General features: G+C 71.1%; 14 protein-coding genes, 1 tRNA gene and 1 pseudogene. 5 read left to right on the forward strand and 11 right to left on the reverse strand.

Annotation, left to right across the window (positions count from 1 at the left end):
- Positions 1–73 precede the first annotated feature (73 nt).
- The 5 genes and pseudogenes from LHA26_RS13570 to hisB all read right to left on the reverse strand — a co-directional run.
- Positions 74–382: pseudogene (locus tag LHA26_RS13570) on the reverse strand (phosphoribosyl-ATP diphosphatase); the annotation flags it as partial.
- A 32-nt stretch (positions 383–414) separates the two neighbouring features.
- The gene (gene hisF, locus LHA26_RS13575) at positions 415–1,176 is read right to left on the reverse strand and encodes an imidazole glycerol phosphate synthase subunit HisF (RefSeq protein WP_252166126.1); all 762 of its coding nucleotides are present in this window, start codon (positions 1,174–1,176) and stop codon (positions 415–417) included.
- Positions 1,173–1,910, reverse strand: coding sequence for a 1-(5-phosphoribosyl)-5-[(5-phosphoribosylamino)methylideneamino]imidazole-4-carboxamide isomerase (gene hisA / locus LHA26_RS13580; protein ID WP_252166127.1), 738 nt, complete (start codon positions 1,908–1,910; stop codon positions 1,173–1,175). The genes hisF and hisA overlap by 4 nt, the downstream gene beginning before the upstream one ends.
- Complete coding sequence (hisH, locus tag LHA26_RS13585) at positions 1,907–2,518, reverse strand: imidazole glycerol phosphate synthase subunit HisH (RefSeq protein WP_252166128.1); 612 nt, start codon at positions 2,516–2,518, stop codon at positions 1,907–1,909. Before hisH ends, hisA begins: the two co-directional genes overlap by 4 nt.
- A gap of 83 nt (positions 2,519–2,601) precedes the next feature.
- Positions 2,602–3,195 carry an imidazoleglycerol-phosphate dehydratase HisB gene (gene hisB / locus LHA26_RS13590; protein WP_252166129.1) on the reverse strand — a complete coding sequence of 198 codons (594 nt, stop codon included), beginning with the start codon at positions 3,193–3,195 and terminating at the stop codon, positions 2,602–2,604.
- A 94-nt stretch (positions 3,196–3,289) separates the two neighbouring features.
- On the opposite strand from hisB, the gene LHA26_RS13595 reads away from it, so the two are divergent.
- Positions 3,290–3,772 (forward strand): SspB family protein, encoded by a 483-nt coding sequence (locus tag LHA26_RS13595; RefSeq protein ID WP_252166130.1) that lies wholly within the window; start codon positions 3,290–3,292, stop codon positions 3,770–3,772.
- A gap of 110 nt (positions 3,773–3,882) precedes the next feature.
- Positions 3,883–6,471 carry a type I DNA topoisomerase gene (topA, locus tag LHA26_RS13600; protein WP_252166131.1) on the forward strand — a complete coding sequence of 863 codons (2,589 nt, stop codon included), beginning with the start codon at positions 3,883–3,885 and terminating at the stop codon, positions 6,469–6,471.
- Positions 6,472–6,502: 31 nt separating this feature from the next.
- Here the strand turns inward: topA and LHA26_RS13605 are convergent, their stop codons facing one another.
- From LHA26_RS13605 to coaBC, 4 genes are read right to left on the reverse strand one after another with little or no spacing between them, the layout of a single operon-like run.
- Entirely contained in the window at positions 6,503–6,859 is a 357-nt protein-coding gene (locus tag LHA26_RS13605) for a DsrE family protein (RefSeq protein WP_252166132.1), read from the reverse strand.
- On the reverse strand, positions 6,847–7,596 hold the full coding sequence (locus tag LHA26_RS13610; protein ID WP_252166133.1) for a HesA/MoeB/ThiF family protein: 750 nt from the start codon (positions 7,594–7,596) through the stop codon (positions 6,847–6,849). Before LHA26_RS13610 ends, LHA26_RS13605 begins: the two co-directional genes overlap by 13 nt.
- On the reverse strand, positions 7,593–8,042 hold the full coding sequence (gene dut / locus LHA26_RS13615; protein WP_252166134.1) for a dUTP diphosphatase: 450 nt from the start codon (positions 8,040–8,042) through the stop codon (positions 7,593–7,595). The genes LHA26_RS13610 and dut overlap by 4 nt, the downstream gene beginning before the upstream one ends.
- Positions 8,039–9,313 (reverse strand): bifunctional phosphopantothenoylcysteine decarboxylase/phosphopantothenate--cysteine ligase CoaBC, encoded by a 1,275-nt coding sequence (gene coaBC / locus LHA26_RS13620; RefSeq protein ID WP_437441217.1) that lies wholly within the window; start codon positions 9,311–9,313, stop codon positions 8,039–8,041. Before coaBC ends, dut begins: the two co-directional genes overlap by 4 nt.
- Positions 9,314–9,347: 34 nt before the next feature.
- Between coaBC and dnaE the strand changes: the two genes are divergently transcribed.
- Complete coding sequence (dnaE, locus tag LHA26_RS13625; RefSeq protein ID WP_252166135.1) at positions 9,348–12,878, forward strand: DNA polymerase III subunit alpha; 3,531 nt, start codon at positions 9,348–9,350, stop codon at positions 12,876–12,878.
- 28 nt (positions 12,879–12,906) lie between these two features.
- Here the strand turns inward: dnaE and LHA26_RS13630 are convergent, their stop codons facing one another.
- Together LHA26_RS13630 and aroA are read right to left on the reverse strand one after the other, a co-directional pair.
- The gene (locus LHA26_RS13630; protein WP_252166136.1) at positions 12,907–13,527 is read right to left on the reverse strand and encodes a (d)CMP kinase; all 621 of its coding nucleotides are present in this window, start codon (positions 13,525–13,527) and stop codon (positions 12,907–12,909) included.
- A complete protein-coding gene (gene aroA, locus LHA26_RS13635; RefSeq protein WP_252166137.1) occupies positions 13,524–14,876 on the reverse strand; it encodes a 3-phosphoshikimate 1-carboxyvinyltransferase in 1,353 nt (450 codons plus the stop codon). The genes LHA26_RS13630 and aroA overlap by 4 nt, the downstream gene beginning before the upstream one ends.
- A gap of 109 nt (positions 14,877–14,985) precedes the next feature.
- Between aroA and LHA26_RS13640 the strand changes: the two genes are divergently transcribed.
- Together LHA26_RS13640 and LHA26_RS13645 are read left to right on the forward strand one after the other, a co-directional pair.
- The gene (locus tag LHA26_RS13640; protein WP_252166138.1) at positions 14,986–15,306 is read left to right on the forward strand and encodes a TIGR02300 family protein; all 321 of its coding nucleotides are present in this window, start codon (positions 14,986–14,988) and stop codon (positions 15,304–15,306) included.
- A gap of 123 nt (positions 15,307–15,429) precedes the next feature.
- Positions 15,430–15,505, forward strand: a tRNA-Ala gene (locus tag LHA26_RS13645).
- Positions 15,506–15,543: the final 38 nt, after the last annotated feature.

Raw genomic sequence — 15,543 nt, forward strand, 5'->3', positions numbered from 1 at the left:
GTCCCGGCTCGGCGCCGGGCGCGAGGCGCGGCTCGGCCGCGAGGATCGGCCGGGGCGCGCCGGCGGGGGCGGAACGCGCCGCCTTTTCGGCGAGGCCGGACACGCCGTCGCGCCGATCAAGCTCGGCCAGCACGGCGGCGAGCGGCACGTCGCGCGCGCCGAGCAGCACGAGCAGATGGAAGAGCAGGTCCGCCGCCTCGCCGGTGAGCGCGGCCTGATCCTCCCCGAGCGCCGCGATCACCGTTTCCACCGCTTCCTCGCCAAGCTTCTGCGCGATCTTGGGCAGGCCCTTGGCGAACAGGGCGGCGACATAGGAACCATCGGGCGCGGCGTCGCGGCGCGCGGCGATGGTGGCTTCGAGGCGGAGGAGCGTATCGGCCATGGCGTCGGTCTTGCGGGCGGGGGCGGCGCGCGTCAACCGCGCACCGGCAGGCCGGCCGCGGCGAGCGCCCGGTGGGCCTCGGCGACGCTGTGCTGGCCGAAATGGAAGATCGAGGCGGCAAGCACCGCCGAGGCGCCACCATCGCGCACGCCTTCGACGAGATGATCCAGCGTGCCGACACCGCCGCTGGCGATCACCGGCACCGTCACCGCGTCCGCGATCGCGCGGGTCAAGGCGAGATCATAGCCGTCGCGCGTGCCGTCGCGGTCCATCGAGGTGACGAGCAGCTCGCCCGCGCCCCGGGCGGCGAGATCGCGCGCATGGGCGATGGCATCGATGCCGGTCGGCCGGCGGCCGCCATGGGTATAGACTTCCCACCGATCCGGCCCGGTCCGCCGCGCATCGATCGCGCCGACCACGCATTGCGCGCCGAACCGCTCGGCCATGTCGCCCACCAGCGCCGGCCGGGCGACGGCGGCGGAGTTCACCGCCACCTTGTCCGCCCCCGCCAGTAGCAGCGCGCGCGCATCCTCGACGGTGCGAACGCCGCCGCCGACGGTGAGCGGCATGAAGCAGACGGCGGCGGTGCGCGCCACCACATCGAGCAGCGTGCCGCGCTCCTCGTGGCTGGCGGTGATGTCGAGAAAGCACAGCTCGTCGGCGCGTGCCGCATCATAGATCCGCGCCTGCTCCACCGGGTCGCCGGCATCGGCGAGATCGAGGAAGTTGACGCCCTTCACGACGCGGCCGCCGGCCACGTCGAGACAGGGGATGACGCGGACGCGGACGCTCATGCCGCCGCCACGCGCAGCGCCTCGGCGAGATCGAGCCGGCCGTCATACAAAGCGCGGCCGGTGATCACGCCCTCGATGCCGCCGCCCGAGAGATCCGCCGTCACCGCCTTGAGCGCGTGGATATCGGCCATGCCCGCGACGCCGCCGCTGGCGATGACGGGGATGGTCGTCGCCTCCGCCAGCGCCTGGGTGGCGGTGACGTTGCAGCCCTTGAGCAGCCCGTCGCGCCCGACATCGGTGAAGAGCAGGGCGGCGACGCCGGCATCGGCGAAGCGCTCCGCCAGATCGATCACGCGCACCTCGGAAATATCCGCCCAGCCATGGGTGGCGACGAAGCCGTCGCGCGCATCCACGCCGACCACGATGCGGCCGGGCAGCGCGCGCGCCGCCTCGCGCACCAGCTGCGGATGATCGAGCGCGGCGGTGCCGATCACCACCCGGTCCACGCCGAGCGCGAGCCAGTGGTCGATCGCGGCGCGGTCGCGGATGCCGCCCCCCAATTGCACCTTGCCCGGAAAGGCCGCGACGATCGCCTCCACCGCCGCCGCGTTGACGGCGTGGCCGGCAAAGGCGCCATCGAGATCGACGACATGGAGATGGGTGGCGCCAAGCTCGGCGAAGCGGCGCGCCTGGGCGGCCGGATCATCGCCATAGATGGTGGCGCGGGCCATATCGCCCTCGGCGAGGCGCACGATCTGGCCGGCCTTGAGGTCGATTGCGGGGAAGACGATCATGGCCGCCACTCCAGAAAGCGGGAGAGAAAGGCCAGCCCATAGGCCTGGCTCTTCTCGGGATGGAATTGCACGCCGACGATGGTGTCGCGACCGACGGCGGCGGTGATGGCGCCGCCATGATCGGTGCGCGCCAGCACCTGCGCCGGATCGGCGGCATCGAAGGCGAAGCTGTGCAGGAAATAGGCCTCGCCCGGCACCAGCAGCGGGTGGGGCGTGGCGGCATGGACATCGTTCCAGCCCATATGCGGCACGCGCAGCGCCGGGCCGGGTGCGATCGGGCGCACCGTGCCGGGGATCCAGCCCAGCCCCTTGTGATCGCCAAGCTCGATGCCCCGGTCCGCGAGCAGCTGCATGCCCACGCAGACGCCGAGAAAGGGCCGGCCGCGCAGCGCCACCGCCTCCGCCATCGCCTCCACCACGCCATTCGCCGCGAGCAGGCCCGACATACAGGCGCCGAACGCGCCCACGCCGGGCAGCACGATGCGGTCGGCGCGGGCGATCCGCTCCGGATCGGCGGTGATCGCCACCGTATCGGCGCCGGCGGCGGCGAGGGCGTTGGCGACCGAGCGGAGATTGCCGGCGCCGTAATCGATCAGCGCCACCGTCATCGGCGAAGCGCCTCGACGAGGCGCGGGGTGGCGCTCCCGACCGCCCCGACCGGGGTGAAAGCGCGCGGCGACGGGATGATCATTCAGCCTCCCAGCGTGCCCTTGGTGGACGGCACCTGATCCGCCTTGCGCGGATCCACCTCAATCGCGGCGCGCAGCGCGCGCGCCAGCGCCTTGAACGCGCTTTCCGCGATATGATGGTTGTTGCGCCCGTACAGCGTCTCGACATGCAGCGTGATGCCGGCGGTCTGCGCGAAGCTCTGGAACCAGTGCTCGAACAATTCGGTGTCGAAATCGCCGAGCTTGGACTGGGTGAAGGCGGTGCGCCACACCAGATAGGGCCGCCCCGATATGTCGATGGCGACGCGCGTCAGCGCCTCGTCCATCGGCGCATAGGCGGCGCCGAAGCGCTGGATGCCCTTGCGATCGCCGAGCGCCTGCGAAAAGGCCTGGCCGATCGCGAGCGCCGAATCCTCGGTGGTGTGATGCTGGTCGATATGGAGATCGCCCTTCGCCTCGACGGTGAGATCGAGCAGCGCGTGGCGGGCCAGCTGCTCCAGCATATGGTCCAGGAAGCCGATGCCGGTACGAACGGCATAGACGCCGCTGCCATCGAGATCGAGGGTGACGGCGAGCTGGGTTTCGGTGGTTTCGCGGCGGACGGTGGCGCGGCGCATGGACGGTCCTTCGGCAGAGGCGCCGCCCTCATAGCGCCCCCGCCGTGTGGCGCAACGGCTTGACCCTGGCGGCCCCCGCGTTCAGGAACGCGCTATGAGTGAAGGTGCCGAGCTCGAGAGCCTGATTCCCTATGACGAGATCGTGCAGGAAGCCCTGCGCGCGGTCGTCGGTCGCGTCCTCGGCGAGGTCGAGCGCGGCGGCGGCCTGCCGGGGGAACATCATTTCTACATCACCTTCAAGACGCAGGCGCCGGGCGTGGATATCCCCGCCCATCTCGCGCAGCGTTTCCCCGACGAGATGACGATCGTCATCCAGAACCGCTTCTGGGATCTGCGCGTCACGCCCGAGGGCTTCGAGGTGGGGCTGTCGTTCAACCAGGTGCCGGCCAAGCTGGTCGTGCCGTTCGCGGCGGTGACGGGCTTTGTCGATCCCGCCGTCAATTTCGCGCTGCAGTTCCAGGTTCAGGCCGAGGGCATGGAGCCCGAATCCGCCGGCGAGGCGGAGAATGACGCGCCGAGCGTCAGCCAGGAAGACGGCTCCAACGTCGTCTCGGTCGATTTCACGCGGAAGAAATAGAACGCGCCCTTTCGGACACGCTTGCGCCGCGGCTGCGGGCGTCCCGGCTTGACGAGGGCCGCTCCGGCTCCCCAACTCGTAGGCGCACACGAAGGATCGCCCGGGACCCCATGAAGCTCGTCGTCGTCGAATCGCCCGCCAAGGCGAAAACCATCGAGAAATATCTCGGCCCCGGCTACCGGGTGCTGGCCTCCTATGGCCATGTCCGCGATCTGCCCGCCAAGGACGGATCGGTCGATCCGGACCAGGGTTTCGCCATGGAATGGGAGAGCTATCCGGACAAGGCGCGCCAGCTCAAGGCGATCGCGGACGAGGCCAAGGGCGCCGAGACGCTGATCCTCGCCACCGACCCCGATCGCGAGGGCGAGGCGATTTCCTGGCATGTCCAGGAGGTGCTGCGGAAGCGCCGGGCGCTGCCCAAGGCGGTGCAGCGCGTCACCTTCAACGCCATCACCAAGCCCGCCGTGACCCAGGCCATGGCCCAGCCGCGCGGGCTCGACGAGGATCTGATCGACGCCTACCGCGCCCGGCGCGCGCTGGATTATCTGGTGGGCTTCACCCTCTCGCCGGTGCTGTGGCGCAAGCTGCCCGGCGCCAAATCGGCCGGGCGCGTCCAATCGGTGGCGCTGCGGCTGGTGGTGGATCGCGAACGCGAGATCGAGCAGTTCCGCGCGCAGGAATATTGGTCCGTCATCGCCCAGCTGGAGCAGGACGGCGTGGCCTTCCCGGCGCGGCTGGTGCGCTGGCGCGGCGCGAAGCTGGATCGGCTCGCGCTCGGCACGCAGGGCGAGGCGGAAGCCGCCAAGGCCGATGTCGAGGCGGCGCGCCTCGGCGTCGCCTCGGTCGAGACCAAGCCGCTCACCCGCAACCCGCCGCCGCCCTTCACCACCTCCACGCTCCAGCAGGAGGCCGCGCGCAAGCTCGGCTTCTCGGCCAGCCATACGATGCGCGTCGCCCAGTCGCTCTACGAGGAGGGGCTGATCACCTATATGCGGACCGACGGCGTGCAGATGGACGAAAGCGCCATCAGCGCCGCCCGCCACGCCATCGCGGCACGCTATGACGGCGGCTATGTGCCGGACAAGCCCCGCCACTACACCGCCAAGGCGAAGAATGCGCAGGAAGCGCACGAGGCGATCCGCCCGACCGACTTCAATCGCGAGCGCGCCGCCTCGGGCGATCATGCCCGGCTCTACGAACTGGTCTACAAGCGCGCGCTCGCCAGCCAGATGGCTTCGGCGCGGCTGGAGCGCACGGTGGTGGAGCTGACCGACGGCACCGGCCAGCTCGCGCTCCGCGCCACCGGCCAGGTGGTGCTCTTCCCCGGCTATCTCGCCTTGTACGAGGAGGGGCGCGACGACGAGGGCGACGAGGAATCGCGCCGTCTGCCGCGGCTGGCCGAGGGGGATTCGCCGGCGCTGCGCGGAGTGGCGGCGGAACAGCATTTCACCCAGCCGCCGCCGCGCTATTCGGAGGCGTCGCTCGTCAAGAAGATGGAGGAACTCGGCATCGGCCGCCCCTCCACCTATGCTTCGATCCTCCAGACGATCAAGGACCGCGCCTATGTGCGGATCGACAAGAACCGCTTCCACGCCGAGGAGAGCGGGCGGCTGGTGACGGCGTTTCTCGAGCGCTTCTTCGAGAAATATGTGAGCTATGATTTCACCGCCGGGCTGGAGGAGGAGCTGGACGACGTGTCCGGCGGCCGCGCCCAGTGGCAGGCGGTGCTCGAGGCTTTCTGGCGCGATTTCAAGCCCAAGACGGCCGAAGTCATGGAGCAGAAGCCGTCGGAGGTGACGGCCGCGCTGGATCAGTTCCTCGCCCCCTATCTCTTCCCCGACACGGGCGACGGCAAGGATCCGCGGCTGTGCCCCGCCTGCCATCAGGGCCGGCTGGCGCTGCGCGGCGGCCGGTTCGGCGCCTTCATCGCCTGCTCCAACTATCCCGACTGCAAATATACCCGCCGCTTCGCCCAGCCGGGCGGCGAGGGCGAGGCCGCCAATGACTCCGGCCCCGAGGAGCTGGGCCAGGATCCCGAGACGGGCGAGGCGGTGACGCGGCGCGCCGGGCGCTTCGGGCCCTATATCCAGCTGGGCGAGGGCAAGGAGGCCAAGCGCGCCTCGATCCCCAAGGATGTCGGCACGCCCGATCTCGCCATGGCGCTCAAGCTGCTGTCGCTGCCGCGCACGGTGGGCGCGCATCCCGAGACGGGCAAGCCGGTGACCGCTTCGATCGGCCGCTATGGCCCCTATCTTGCGCATGACGGCAAATATGCGCGGCTCGGCTCCACGGCGGATGTGTTCGAGACGGGCATGAACGCCGCCGTCGTCAAGCTCGCCGAGGCGGCGGCCGGCGGAGGGCGACGTCAGGGCGCCAGCCGCGAGCCGCTCGCCACGCTGGGCGCCGGCGCCGATGGCGCGGAGATCAAGGTGATGGAAGGCCGCTACGGCCCCTATGTCACCGACGGCACCACCAACGCCACCTTGCCCAAGGGCAAGGAGCCGAAGACGCTGACGCTGGACGAGGCGGTGCTGCTGCTCGCCGAGCGCGCGGCCAAGGCGCCGGCCAAGGGCAAGAAGAAGGCGCCCGCCAAAAAGGCGTCGGCCAAGAAGGCGGCGAGCGGCGCCAAGCCCGCCGCCGCGAAAAAGGCGCCGGCGCGCAAGAAGAAGGCCGAGCCCGCCGACGAGGCGGCGGAATAGGGGCGGGCGTCGCGACGGCGCCCCCCGGCCGTTACAACGCGACCAGCCGATCGTCGTCGAGATCGAGCATCAGGCTCACCAGCCCGCCATAGCTTATGCGGCGATCGAGCGCGGTCGCGGCCAGGCCGGCGAGATCGAGCCCCGTCTGGCAGGCGATGACGCGGACATTCAGCGCCAGCGCCTCCTCCAGCAATTGCGCCAGCGCGGGCAGGCCGGCGGCGCGAAAGCGATCATCGTCCGCCTCGGCCACCGGAGGGCGCAGCGCACCCACGGCATCGCCCTGAAGGAAGAGCCGCACGCGCGCGCCCAGCGCCGCCTTGGCCGCCGCCAGCTCCAGCGCCGGGCGCAGCCGCCCGGGCGCGGTGACGATGACCGTCAGGCCGCGCATCGGCAGGCCGGATCGCGGGGCACCGCGATGGTGCGGAAGCGGAAGGCGAGCGCGTCCACGATCAGCAGCCGGCCCGCCGTATCCTCGCCAAAGGGCACGACCTGGCGGATCGCCTCGATCGCGGCGAGGCTGCCGGCGACGCCGGTCATCGCGCCGAGCACGCCCTCGTCCGCGCAGCTGGTGCCCGGTCGCTCGGGATCGCCGCCGACGAGGCAGCGATAGCAGGGCTTGTCGGGCTCCCAGCCGCGATAGACGGCGATCTGCGCCTCGAACTGGCCGACCGCGGCCGAAACCAGCGGCACGCGCGCTTCGTGCGCGGCATCGGCGATGGCGAGGCGGGTGGCGAAATTGTCCGATCCGTCCACCACCACATCGGCCGCCGCGAGCAGCGGCGCGGCGGTGGCGGCGGTGAGGCGCTGGTCCACCGGGGTGAATTGCACGTCCGGATTGAGCCGCTGCACCGCGTTGGCGGCGGCGACGACCTTGCGCGTGCCGACATCGCGCGTGCCGAACAGCGTCTGGCGCTGAAGGTTGGAGAGGGCGACGATATCGTCGTCCGCCACCGTCAGCCGGCCGATCCCGGCGGCGGCGAGATATTGGATAAGCGGGGAGCCGATTCCGCCCGCGCCGATCACCAGCACATGCGCGGCCAGCAGCCGAGCCTGGCCGCTGCCGCCCACCTCCTTGAGGATGATGTGGCGGGCATAGCGATCCAGCTGGGTGTCGCTGAGCGTCATGGCAGCGAATGCCGGCCCGTGGAGCCGAAGCCGCCGGTGCCGCGCACCGTATCGTCCAGCTCCTGCACCTCGATCAGCCGCGCCGCCTCGACCGCCGCCGGCACCAGCTGGGCGATGCGTTCGCCGCGCGTCACCTGAAAAGGCTCGGCGCCGAGATTGGCGAGGATCACCTTCACCTCGCCGCGATAGTCCGCATCGATCGTGCCGGGGCTGTTGAGGCAGGTGACGCCATGTTTGAGCGCCAGCCCCGAACGCGGCCGCACCTGGATCTCGAAGCCCGGCGGGATCGCCACCGCGAAGCCGGTCGCCACCGCGTGGCGCGCGCCCGGCGCGAGGCACACATCCTCGGCGGCGACGATATCCAGCCCGGCCGCGCCGGTGGTGGCATAGGCGGGGGCGGGCAGGCCTTCGCCATGGGGCAGGCGCTTGAGCGCGATCTCGATCATTGGGGCTCCGTGAGTGTCGCGGCGATGCGGGCGGCGAGCCGTTCGGCCACCGCGGTCTTGGCGAGGCGCGGCCATTCCTCGACACCGGTCTCGGTGACGAGCAGCACGCGGTTTTCCGCGCCGCCCATCACATCGCCCGACACGTCGTTGGCGACGATCCAGTCGCAACCCTTGCGGGCGCGCTTGGCGGTGGCGTGGGCGAGCAGCTGCTCGGTCTCGGCGGCGAAGCCGACCAGCAGACGCGGGCGGCGCGGATCGCGCGCCAGGCCGGCGAGAATGTCCGGATTTAGGTGCAGCGCGAGCGAAGGCGCGGCCTCGCCCTTCTTCACCTTTTGCGGCGCCGGCTCGGCATACCAGTCCGCCACGGCGGCGACGAGGATGGCGGCATCGGCCGGTAGCGCCGCATCGACGGCGGCGGCCATGGCCCGCCCGCTCTCGACATCGACGCGGGTGACGCCCGCGGGCGTGGGGAGAGAAACGGGGCCGGCGACCAGCGTGACCCGCGCGCCGAGTCGCGCCAGCGCGCCGGCAAGGGCGAAGCCCTGGCGCCCCGAGGAGCGGTTGGCGATGTAGCGGACGGGATCGATCGGTTCGTGCGTGGGCCCGGCGGTGACGAGCATGTGCCGCCCGGCCAGCGGCGCGGGTGCGGGCGCGGCGGCGGACGGCGCCAGCGCGGCGGCGATCGCGGCGAGGAGCGCGTCCGTTCCCGGCAGGCGGCCGGGGCCGAACTCGCCACACGCCATCGGCCCCTCCTCGGGCTCGATCACCGTCACGCCATCGGCCCGCAGCCGCGCCACATTGCGCTGCGTGGCGGGGTGCAGCCACATGCGCACGTTCATGGCGGGTGCGGCGAGCACGGGCTTGTCGGTGGCGAGCAGCAGCGTGGTGGCGAGATCATTGGCGAGGCCGGCCGCCATGCGCGCCAGCAGATCGGCGGTGGCCGGGCACACCACCACCAGATCGGCTTCGCGGCTGAGCTGGATATGCCCCATCTCGACCTCGTCCTTGAGATCCCAGAGGCTGGTATGCACGGGATTTTCGGATAGCGCCGCCAAGGTCAGCGCGGGCACGAACTGGGCGCCCGCCTCGGTCAGCACGCAGCGCACCGAGGCGCCCGCGCGGCGAAGCGCGCGGATCAGCTCGCACGCCTTATACGCGGCGATGCCGCCGCCGATCACGAGAAGAATGCGCTTGCCGTCCACCGCCGCTACATGGCGCCGCGACCCGGACTTGTCGAGCGACCAGGCGCGGATCGGGCGCCGCTTGGCCATGGCCAGACGCCCCGCCTTGGCGCATAGGGAGGGGATGCATTCCCCGTTCGTGCCGCTGCGAGTCTTCACCGCCTTCACCATGCTCGAGGGCGCGATCGATCCCAAGGCGCTGGCCAAGGCCGCCGCCAAGCGCGGCTTCCCGGCCGCCGCGATCTGCGACCGCAACGGCCTCTACGCCGCCATGGCCTTCTCCGCCGCCGCCAAGGCCGAGGGGGTGCAGCCGATCATCGGCGCGCTCCTGGGCGTGGCGCGCCCGGCCGCCTGCGGTGGCGCCGAGGAAGGCAAGCCGCCGGTGATCGACTGGCTGCCGCTCTTCGCGCAGGACGCGACCGGCTACGACAATCTCTGCGCGCTCGTCTCCGCGGCGCATCTCGATCGGCCGATCGAGCAGGATGCGCATGTGCCTATGGCGGCGCTGGAAGGCCGCACCGACGGGCTGATCGCGCTGACCGGCGCGGCCGATGGCGCGCTGGCGCGCCTCTACGGCGAGGGCCAGGCCGCGCATGGCGAGGCCTATGCCGATCGGCTCGCGGCGCTCTTCCCCGATCGGCTGTTCATCGAGCTGGCGCGGCGCGGCATGGCGATCGAGGAACAGGCCGAGCCGGCGCTGGTCGCGCTCGCCTATGCGCGCGGCTGGCCGCTGGTGGCGACCAATCCCGCCTGCTTCCTGGAGCCGGATTTCCACGGCGCGCACGACGCCATGCTGTGCATCGCCGATTCGGCCTATCTCGATTCGGACGAGCGGCGCCGCTCGCTCGCCGATGCCTGGCTCAAGCCCGCCGAGGCGATGGCCGACGCCTTCGCCGATCTGCCCGAGGCGATCGCCAACACCGCGCTGGTCGCCACCCGCACCGCCTTCGCCGCCCCCAAGCGCAAGCCGATCCTGCCCAGCCTGGCGGGCGATCGCGAGGGCGAGGCGGCGATGCTGCGGCGCGACGCCCGCGCCGGGCTGGAGGCGCGGCTGCGCCACTATCAGCCCGAGGGGCCGCTCGAGCCGCGCTTCGCCGCCTATTTCGAGCGGCTCGACTTCGAGACGGACATCATCGTCCGCATGGGCTTTCCGGGCTATTTCCTGATCGTCGCCGATTTCATCAAATGGGCGAAGGATCACGATATCCCGGTGGGCCCCGGGCGCGGCTCGGGGGCGGGCTCGGTGGTCGCTTGGGCGCTCACCATTACCGATCTCGATCCGCTGCGGCTGGGGCTGCTGTTCGAGCGCTTCCTCAATCCCGAGCGCGTCTCGATGCCGGACTTCGACATCGATTTCTGCGAAACCCGGCGCGGCGAAGTGATCCGCTACGTGCAGGAGAAATACGGGCGCGACCATGTCGCGCAGATCATCACCTTCGGAAAGCTGAAGGCGCGCGCAGTGCTGAAGGATACCGGCCGCGTGCTGCAGATGAGCTATGGCCAGGTGGATCGCCTCGCCAAGCTGGTGCCCAACCATCCCACCGACCCCTGGACGCTGGAGCGCGCGCTCAACGGCGTCTCGGAGCTGCATACCGAGGTGACGCGCGAGCCGCAGGTGCGGCGACTCTTCGATCTGGCGATGAAGCTCGAGGGCTTTCCCCGCCATTCCTCCACCCATGCCGCGGGCGTGGTGATCGGCGACCGGCCGCTGGACCAGCTGGTGCCGCTGTATCGCGATCCGCGCTCGGACATGCCCGTCACCCAGTTCGACATGAAGCATGTCGAGGATGCGGGCCTGGTGAAGTTCGACTTTCTCGGGCTGAAGACGCTGTCGGTCCTGCAGAAGGCGGTGCAGATGCTGGCGCGGCGCGGGATCGCGGTCGATCTCGCGGCGCTCGCCTGGGACGATCCGGCGGTGTTCGAGCTGCTGATGTCCGGCAATACGGTGGGCGTGTTCCAGCTCGAATCCGAGGGCATGCGCCGCACCCTGTCGGCGGTGCGGCCAACCTGCTTCGAGGACATCATCGCGCTGGTCTCGCTCTACCGGCCCGGCCCGATGGACAATATCCCGATGTTCGGCGCGCGGAAGAATGGCCGCGAGCCGATCGAATATCCGCATCCGCTGCTGGAGGGCATTCTCAAGGAAACCTACGGCATCTTCGTCTATCAGGAGCAGGTGATGCAGGCGGCCCAGGTGCTGGCCGGCTACAGCCTGGGCGAGGCCGACCTGCTGCGCCGTGCGATGGGCAAGAAGATCAAGGCCGAGATGGACGCGCAGCGCCAGCGCTTCATCGACGGCTGCGCCAAGAATCAGATCGGCGCGGACAAGGCCAACGAACTGTTCGACTTGATCGACAAGTTCGCGGGCTATGGCTTCAACAAGAGCCATGCCGCCGCCTATGCGCTCGTCGCCTATCAGACCGCCTGGATGAAGGCGCACCACAAGCCGGAATTCTTCGCCGCCTCGATGTGCTACGACATGGCGCAGACCGACAAGCTGGCGGTGTTCGTGGAGGATATGCGGCGCATGGACGTCGCCTGCCTGCCGCCCTCGATCAACCAGAGCGAGGCCGAGTTCAGCGTCGAGCCGCAGGGCGAGGGCGAGGGCGGCGCGGTGCGCTACGCGCTCGGCGCGCTCAAGGGCGTGGGTGAGCGCGCGATGGAGGAGCTGGTGGCGGAACGCCGCCGCGGCGGCGCCTTCGCCAGCCTCGAGGATTTCGCCGATCGCATCGATCCCCGGCTGCTCAACCGCCGCCAGCTGGAAAGCCTTGCCGCCGGCGGCGCGTTCGAGCCGCTGGGCCTTGAGCGCGCGGCGGTGCATGGCGGCGCGGAGACGATCCTCGCCCATGCCGCCGCCGCGCACGAGGCACGCACCAGCGGGCAGGGCGGCCTGTTCGGCGGCCCCGCCGATGTGCCGCCGATCCGCCTGCCGGGCGCGCACTGGACGATGGCGGAGGCGATGGCGGCCGAGAAGGAGGCCTTCGGCTTCTATTTCTCGGCGCATCCCACCGATCGCTTCCGCCACCTCGCCCAGGCGCATGGCTGCCGCTCCTTCGCGCAGGTCTGCGCCATGCCGCCGGGGCCGCCGGTGCAGGTGGACGATCGCGGGCGGCGCCAGCCCCAGCCCAGCGTCGCCATGGCGGCGTTGATCGAGGGCGCGAGCTGGCGCACCGCCGCCAAGAGCGGCCGGCGCTATCTCTTCGCGGTCTGCTCCGATGCGACCGGCCAATATATGGCCAGCTGCTTCGACGACGAGGTGGCGGTGCGGATCGAGGAGATCGCCAAGGCCGGCGGCTGCGCGCAGCTGATGGTGGAGCTGGACCGGCGCGAGGGCGACGAGACGCCGCGCGTCACCATCCGTGCGGTCCGCCCGTTCGAGGGCATGACCATGGCCACCCGGCTGCGCCTCGACCTGTGGATCGAGGCCGAGGCGGCGGCGGCCCCGGTGGCGGCGCTGCTCGCCCCGGCGCGGGGCGGCGGCAAGGGCGAGCTGCACATCTTCGCCACCGGCCCGGGCGGTACGCCGGTGCACATTCTGGCCGGCACCGACTATCTTTTCGATGCCGAACTGGTGGCGCGGGTGGAGCGGGTGCCGGGCATCGCCTCGGCGCGGCTCGCGCCGTTCGAGGCGCCAAGGCTGGCGCTGGTCGGCTGAGCGGAGGGCGCGCGCCGCGCCCGCCGGCTCAGCGCGCCGCCGCCTCCACGAGCGCGATGGCGGCGGCCACGGCGGCGGCCACGTCGAGCGCGCTGGTATCGAGCAACACGGCATCCTCGGCCTGGCGGAGCGGCGCCGCCGAGCGCGCGCTGTCGCGCTCGTCGCGGGCGCGGATGTCGCCCAGCACATGGTCATAGTCCACCGACAGGCCCAGCCCGATCAGCTCGTCATAGCGGCGGCGGGCGCGCACCTCGGGCGTGGCGGTGACGAACAGCTTGGCCCGCGCCTCGGGTGCGATCACCGTGCCGATGTCGCGGCCGTCCAGCACCGCGCCGCCGGGCTGGGCGGCGAAGGCGCGCTGCCGCTCGAGCAGGGCCGCGCGCACCGCGGGATGCGCCGAGACGATCGAGGCGGCTCGGCCGGCGGCCTCGCTCTTCAATCCGGGATCGGCGAGCAGCACCTCCTCGAACCCGCAGGCGCGCTGCGCGTCCAGCGCGTTGGCGGGATCGCCGCCATGACGCAGCACCGAGATGCCGACCGCGCGATAGAGCAACCCGGTATCGAGATGCGGCAGGCCGTAATGCCGGGCCAGCGCCTTGGCGATGGTGCCCTTGCCCGAGGCGGCGGGTCCGTCGACCGCGATGATCATGCCGCCACGTCCAGACCGCGCTCTGCGCCGAGGCTTTCCATCAGGCCGATGAATTGCGGGAAGCTGGTGGCGATCGGACGCGCATCGTCGATCGTCACCGGCGCGCGGCTGACCAGCCCGGCCACGGCGAAGCTCATCGCGATGCGGTGATCGAGATGCGCCGCCACGGTGGCGCCGCCCGCCAGCGGCGTGCCGCCGCTGCCATCGATCACCAGCCCGTCCTCCACTTCCTCCACCCGCGCGCCGATCGCGCGCAGGCCCTCGGCCATTACCGCGATGCGATCGCTCTCCTTGACGCGCAACTCCTCCAGCCCGCGCGCCACGGTGCGGCCCTGCGCCAGCGCGGCGGCGACGAACAGGATCGGGAATTCGTCGATCATGCTCGGCGCCAGGGCGGGCGGCACCTCGATGCCCGACAGGGTGGAGGCGCGCACGCGCAGATCGGCCACCGGCTCGCCGCCGGCTTCGCGCGGATTCTCGAAGGCGATGTCGCCGCCCATGGCGCGCAGCAGCGTGTAGAGGCCGGCGCGGGTCGGGTTGAGGCCGACATTCTCGATCACCACCTCGGACCCAGGCACCAGCAGCGCGGCGACGGCGGGGAAGGCGGCGGACGAGGGATCGCCCGGCACCACCACCTGTTGCGGCCGCAATTCGGCCTCGCCGGTGAGCCGGATCACGCGCGCGCCCGCATCCTCCGTCTCGACCGTGAGGTCGGCGCCGAAGCCGCGCAGCATCCGCTCGCTATGGTCGCGCGTGGGCACGGGCTCGACGATTTCGGTGATGCCCGGCGTGTTGAGCCCGGCCAGCAGCAGCGCCGATTTGACCTGCGCCGAGGCGACCGGCAGGCGGTACTGGATCGGCACCGCCGGCACCAGGCCGCGCACCATCAGCGGCAGCCGATCGCCCGGCGAGGCGGTGAAGGCCGCGCCCATCCGCGACAGCGGCTCGATCACGCGGCCCATCGGCCGCTTGGAGAGCGACGCATCGCCGATGAAGGTGGCGGTGACGGCATGGCTCGCCACCAGGCCCATCAGCAACCGCGTCGACGTGCCCGAATTGCCCATGTCGAGCGCGGTGGCGGGCTGGAGCAAGCCGCCGACGCCGACTCCGGAGACGATCCACACACCCGCCGCGTCGCGTTCGATGGTGGCGCCCATCGCGCGCATCGCGGCCGCGGTGGCGAGCACATCCTCGCCCTCCAGCAGCCCCTCGATCCGGCTCTGGCCCACCGCCAGCGCGGAGAGCATCAGCGCGCGATGCGAGATCGATTTGTCGCCGGGCACGGCCACCTGGCCGGAGAGCGGGGCGGGCGCGGCGAGGCGAAGGGGTTGGGGCGCGGCATGATCCATGGCGCCGGGCTTTTGACAGCGGCGTGGCCCTGTGGCAAGGCGCCGGCCGCGTCGCGTCGCCGCGCTTGCGCGCCGGCGGCGTCAATCCGACTCGATGGGACGAACATACATGGTGAAGCCTGAATGGGGCACCAAGCGGACCTGCCCGAAATGCGGCACCCGCTTCTACGATCTCGGCAAGGACGATCCGGCCACCTGCATCAATTGCGGCGTGTCCTGGGCGCCGGAGCCGGTTCTGAAATCCAAGCAGCCCCTGCCGTTCGACGCGCCCAAGCCGGTCGAGAAAGTGGCCGACACCGAAGCCGATGCCGATCTCGCCGAGGATCTGGACATCGAGGAAGAGGATGGCGAGCCCGTCGACGACGACACCGATCTGGGTGGCGACGATGATCTCGGCGTGGCCAAGCACGAAGAGGATGACGAGCAATAAGCCGATGGGACGGGCGGCTCGGAGGGTCCAAAAAAATCTTCACGAGCCGCTTGCCAGACGGGGCGGCCTGCAATAGAGGCAGCGCTCCCGGGGCCGGAACCCAGCCGGCCGGGACTGATATGTGGGGCCGTAGCTCAGCTGGGAGAGCGTCGCAATGGCATTGCGAAGGTCAGGGGTTCGATCCCCCTCGGCTCCACCATTTCCTCGCTTCCCGCCCCTTGATTGTGCCTTCGCCGG

It is taken from the genome of Sphingomonas morindae (assembly GCF_023822065.1).
In the GTDB taxonomy this organism is placed as follows: Bacteria; Pseudomonadota; Alphaproteobacteria; order Sphingomonadales; family Sphingomonadaceae; genus Solisphingomonas; species Solisphingomonas morindae.

What these genes read in the sequence shown, in the direction of transcription:
- aroA (WP_252166137.1), bottom strand. Translation starts at nt 14,876, where the DNA reads ATGGATCATGCCGCGCCCCAACCCCTTCGCCTCGCCGCGCCCGCCCCG.
- LHA26_RS13640 (WP_252166138.1), top strand. Translation starts at nt 14,986, where the DNA reads ATGGTGAAGCCTGAATGGGGCACCAAGCGGACCTGCCCGAAATGCGGC.
- LHA26_RS13595 (WP_252166130.1), top strand. Translation starts at nt 3,290, where the DNA reads ATGAGTGAAGGTGCCGAGCTCGAGAGCCTGATTCCCTATGACGAGATC.
- LHA26_RS13605 (WP_252166132.1), bottom strand. Translation starts at nt 6,859, where the DNA reads ATGCGCGGCCTGACGGTCATCGTCACCGCGCCCGGGCGGCTGCGCCCG.
- LHA26_RS13630 (WP_252166136.1), bottom strand. Translation starts at nt 13,527, where the DNA reads ATGATCATCGCGGTCGACGGACCCGCCGCCTCGGGCAAGGGCACCATC.
- topA (WP_252166131.1), top strand. Translation starts at nt 3,883, where the DNA reads ATGAAGCTCGTCGTCGTCGAATCGCCCGCCAAGGCGAAAACCATCGAG.
- hisB (WP_252166129.1), bottom strand. Translation starts at nt 3,195, where the DNA reads ATGCGCCGCGCCACCGTCCGCCGCGAAACCACCGAAACCCAGCTCGCC.
- hisH (WP_252166128.1), bottom strand. Translation starts at nt 2,518, where the DNA reads ATGACGGTGGCGCTGATCGATTACGGCGCCGGCAATCTCCGCTCGGTC.
- coaBC (WP_437441217.1), bottom strand. Translation starts at nt 9,313, where the DNA reads ATGGCCAAGCGGCGCCCGATCCGCGCCTGGTCGCTCGACAAGTCCGGG.
- hisF (WP_252166126.1), bottom strand. Translation starts at nt 1,176, where the DNA reads ATGAGCGTCCGCGTCCGCGTCATCCCCTGTCTCGACGTGGCCGGCGGC.
- dnaE (WP_252166135.1), top strand. Translation starts at nt 9,348, where the DNA reads ATGCATTCCCCGTTCGTGCCGCTGCGAGTCTTCACCGCCTTCACCATG.
- hisA (WP_252166127.1), bottom strand. Translation starts at nt 1,910, where the DNA reads ATGATCGTCTTCCCCGCAATCGACCTCAAGGCCGGCCAGATCGTGCGC.
- LHA26_RS13610 (WP_252166133.1), bottom strand. Translation starts at nt 7,596, where the DNA reads ATGACGCTCAGCGACACCCAGCTGGATCGCTATGCCCGCCACATCATC.
- dut (WP_252166134.1), bottom strand. Translation starts at nt 8,042, where the DNA reads ATGATCGAGATCGCGCTCAAGCGCCTGCCCCATGGCGAAGGCCTGCCC.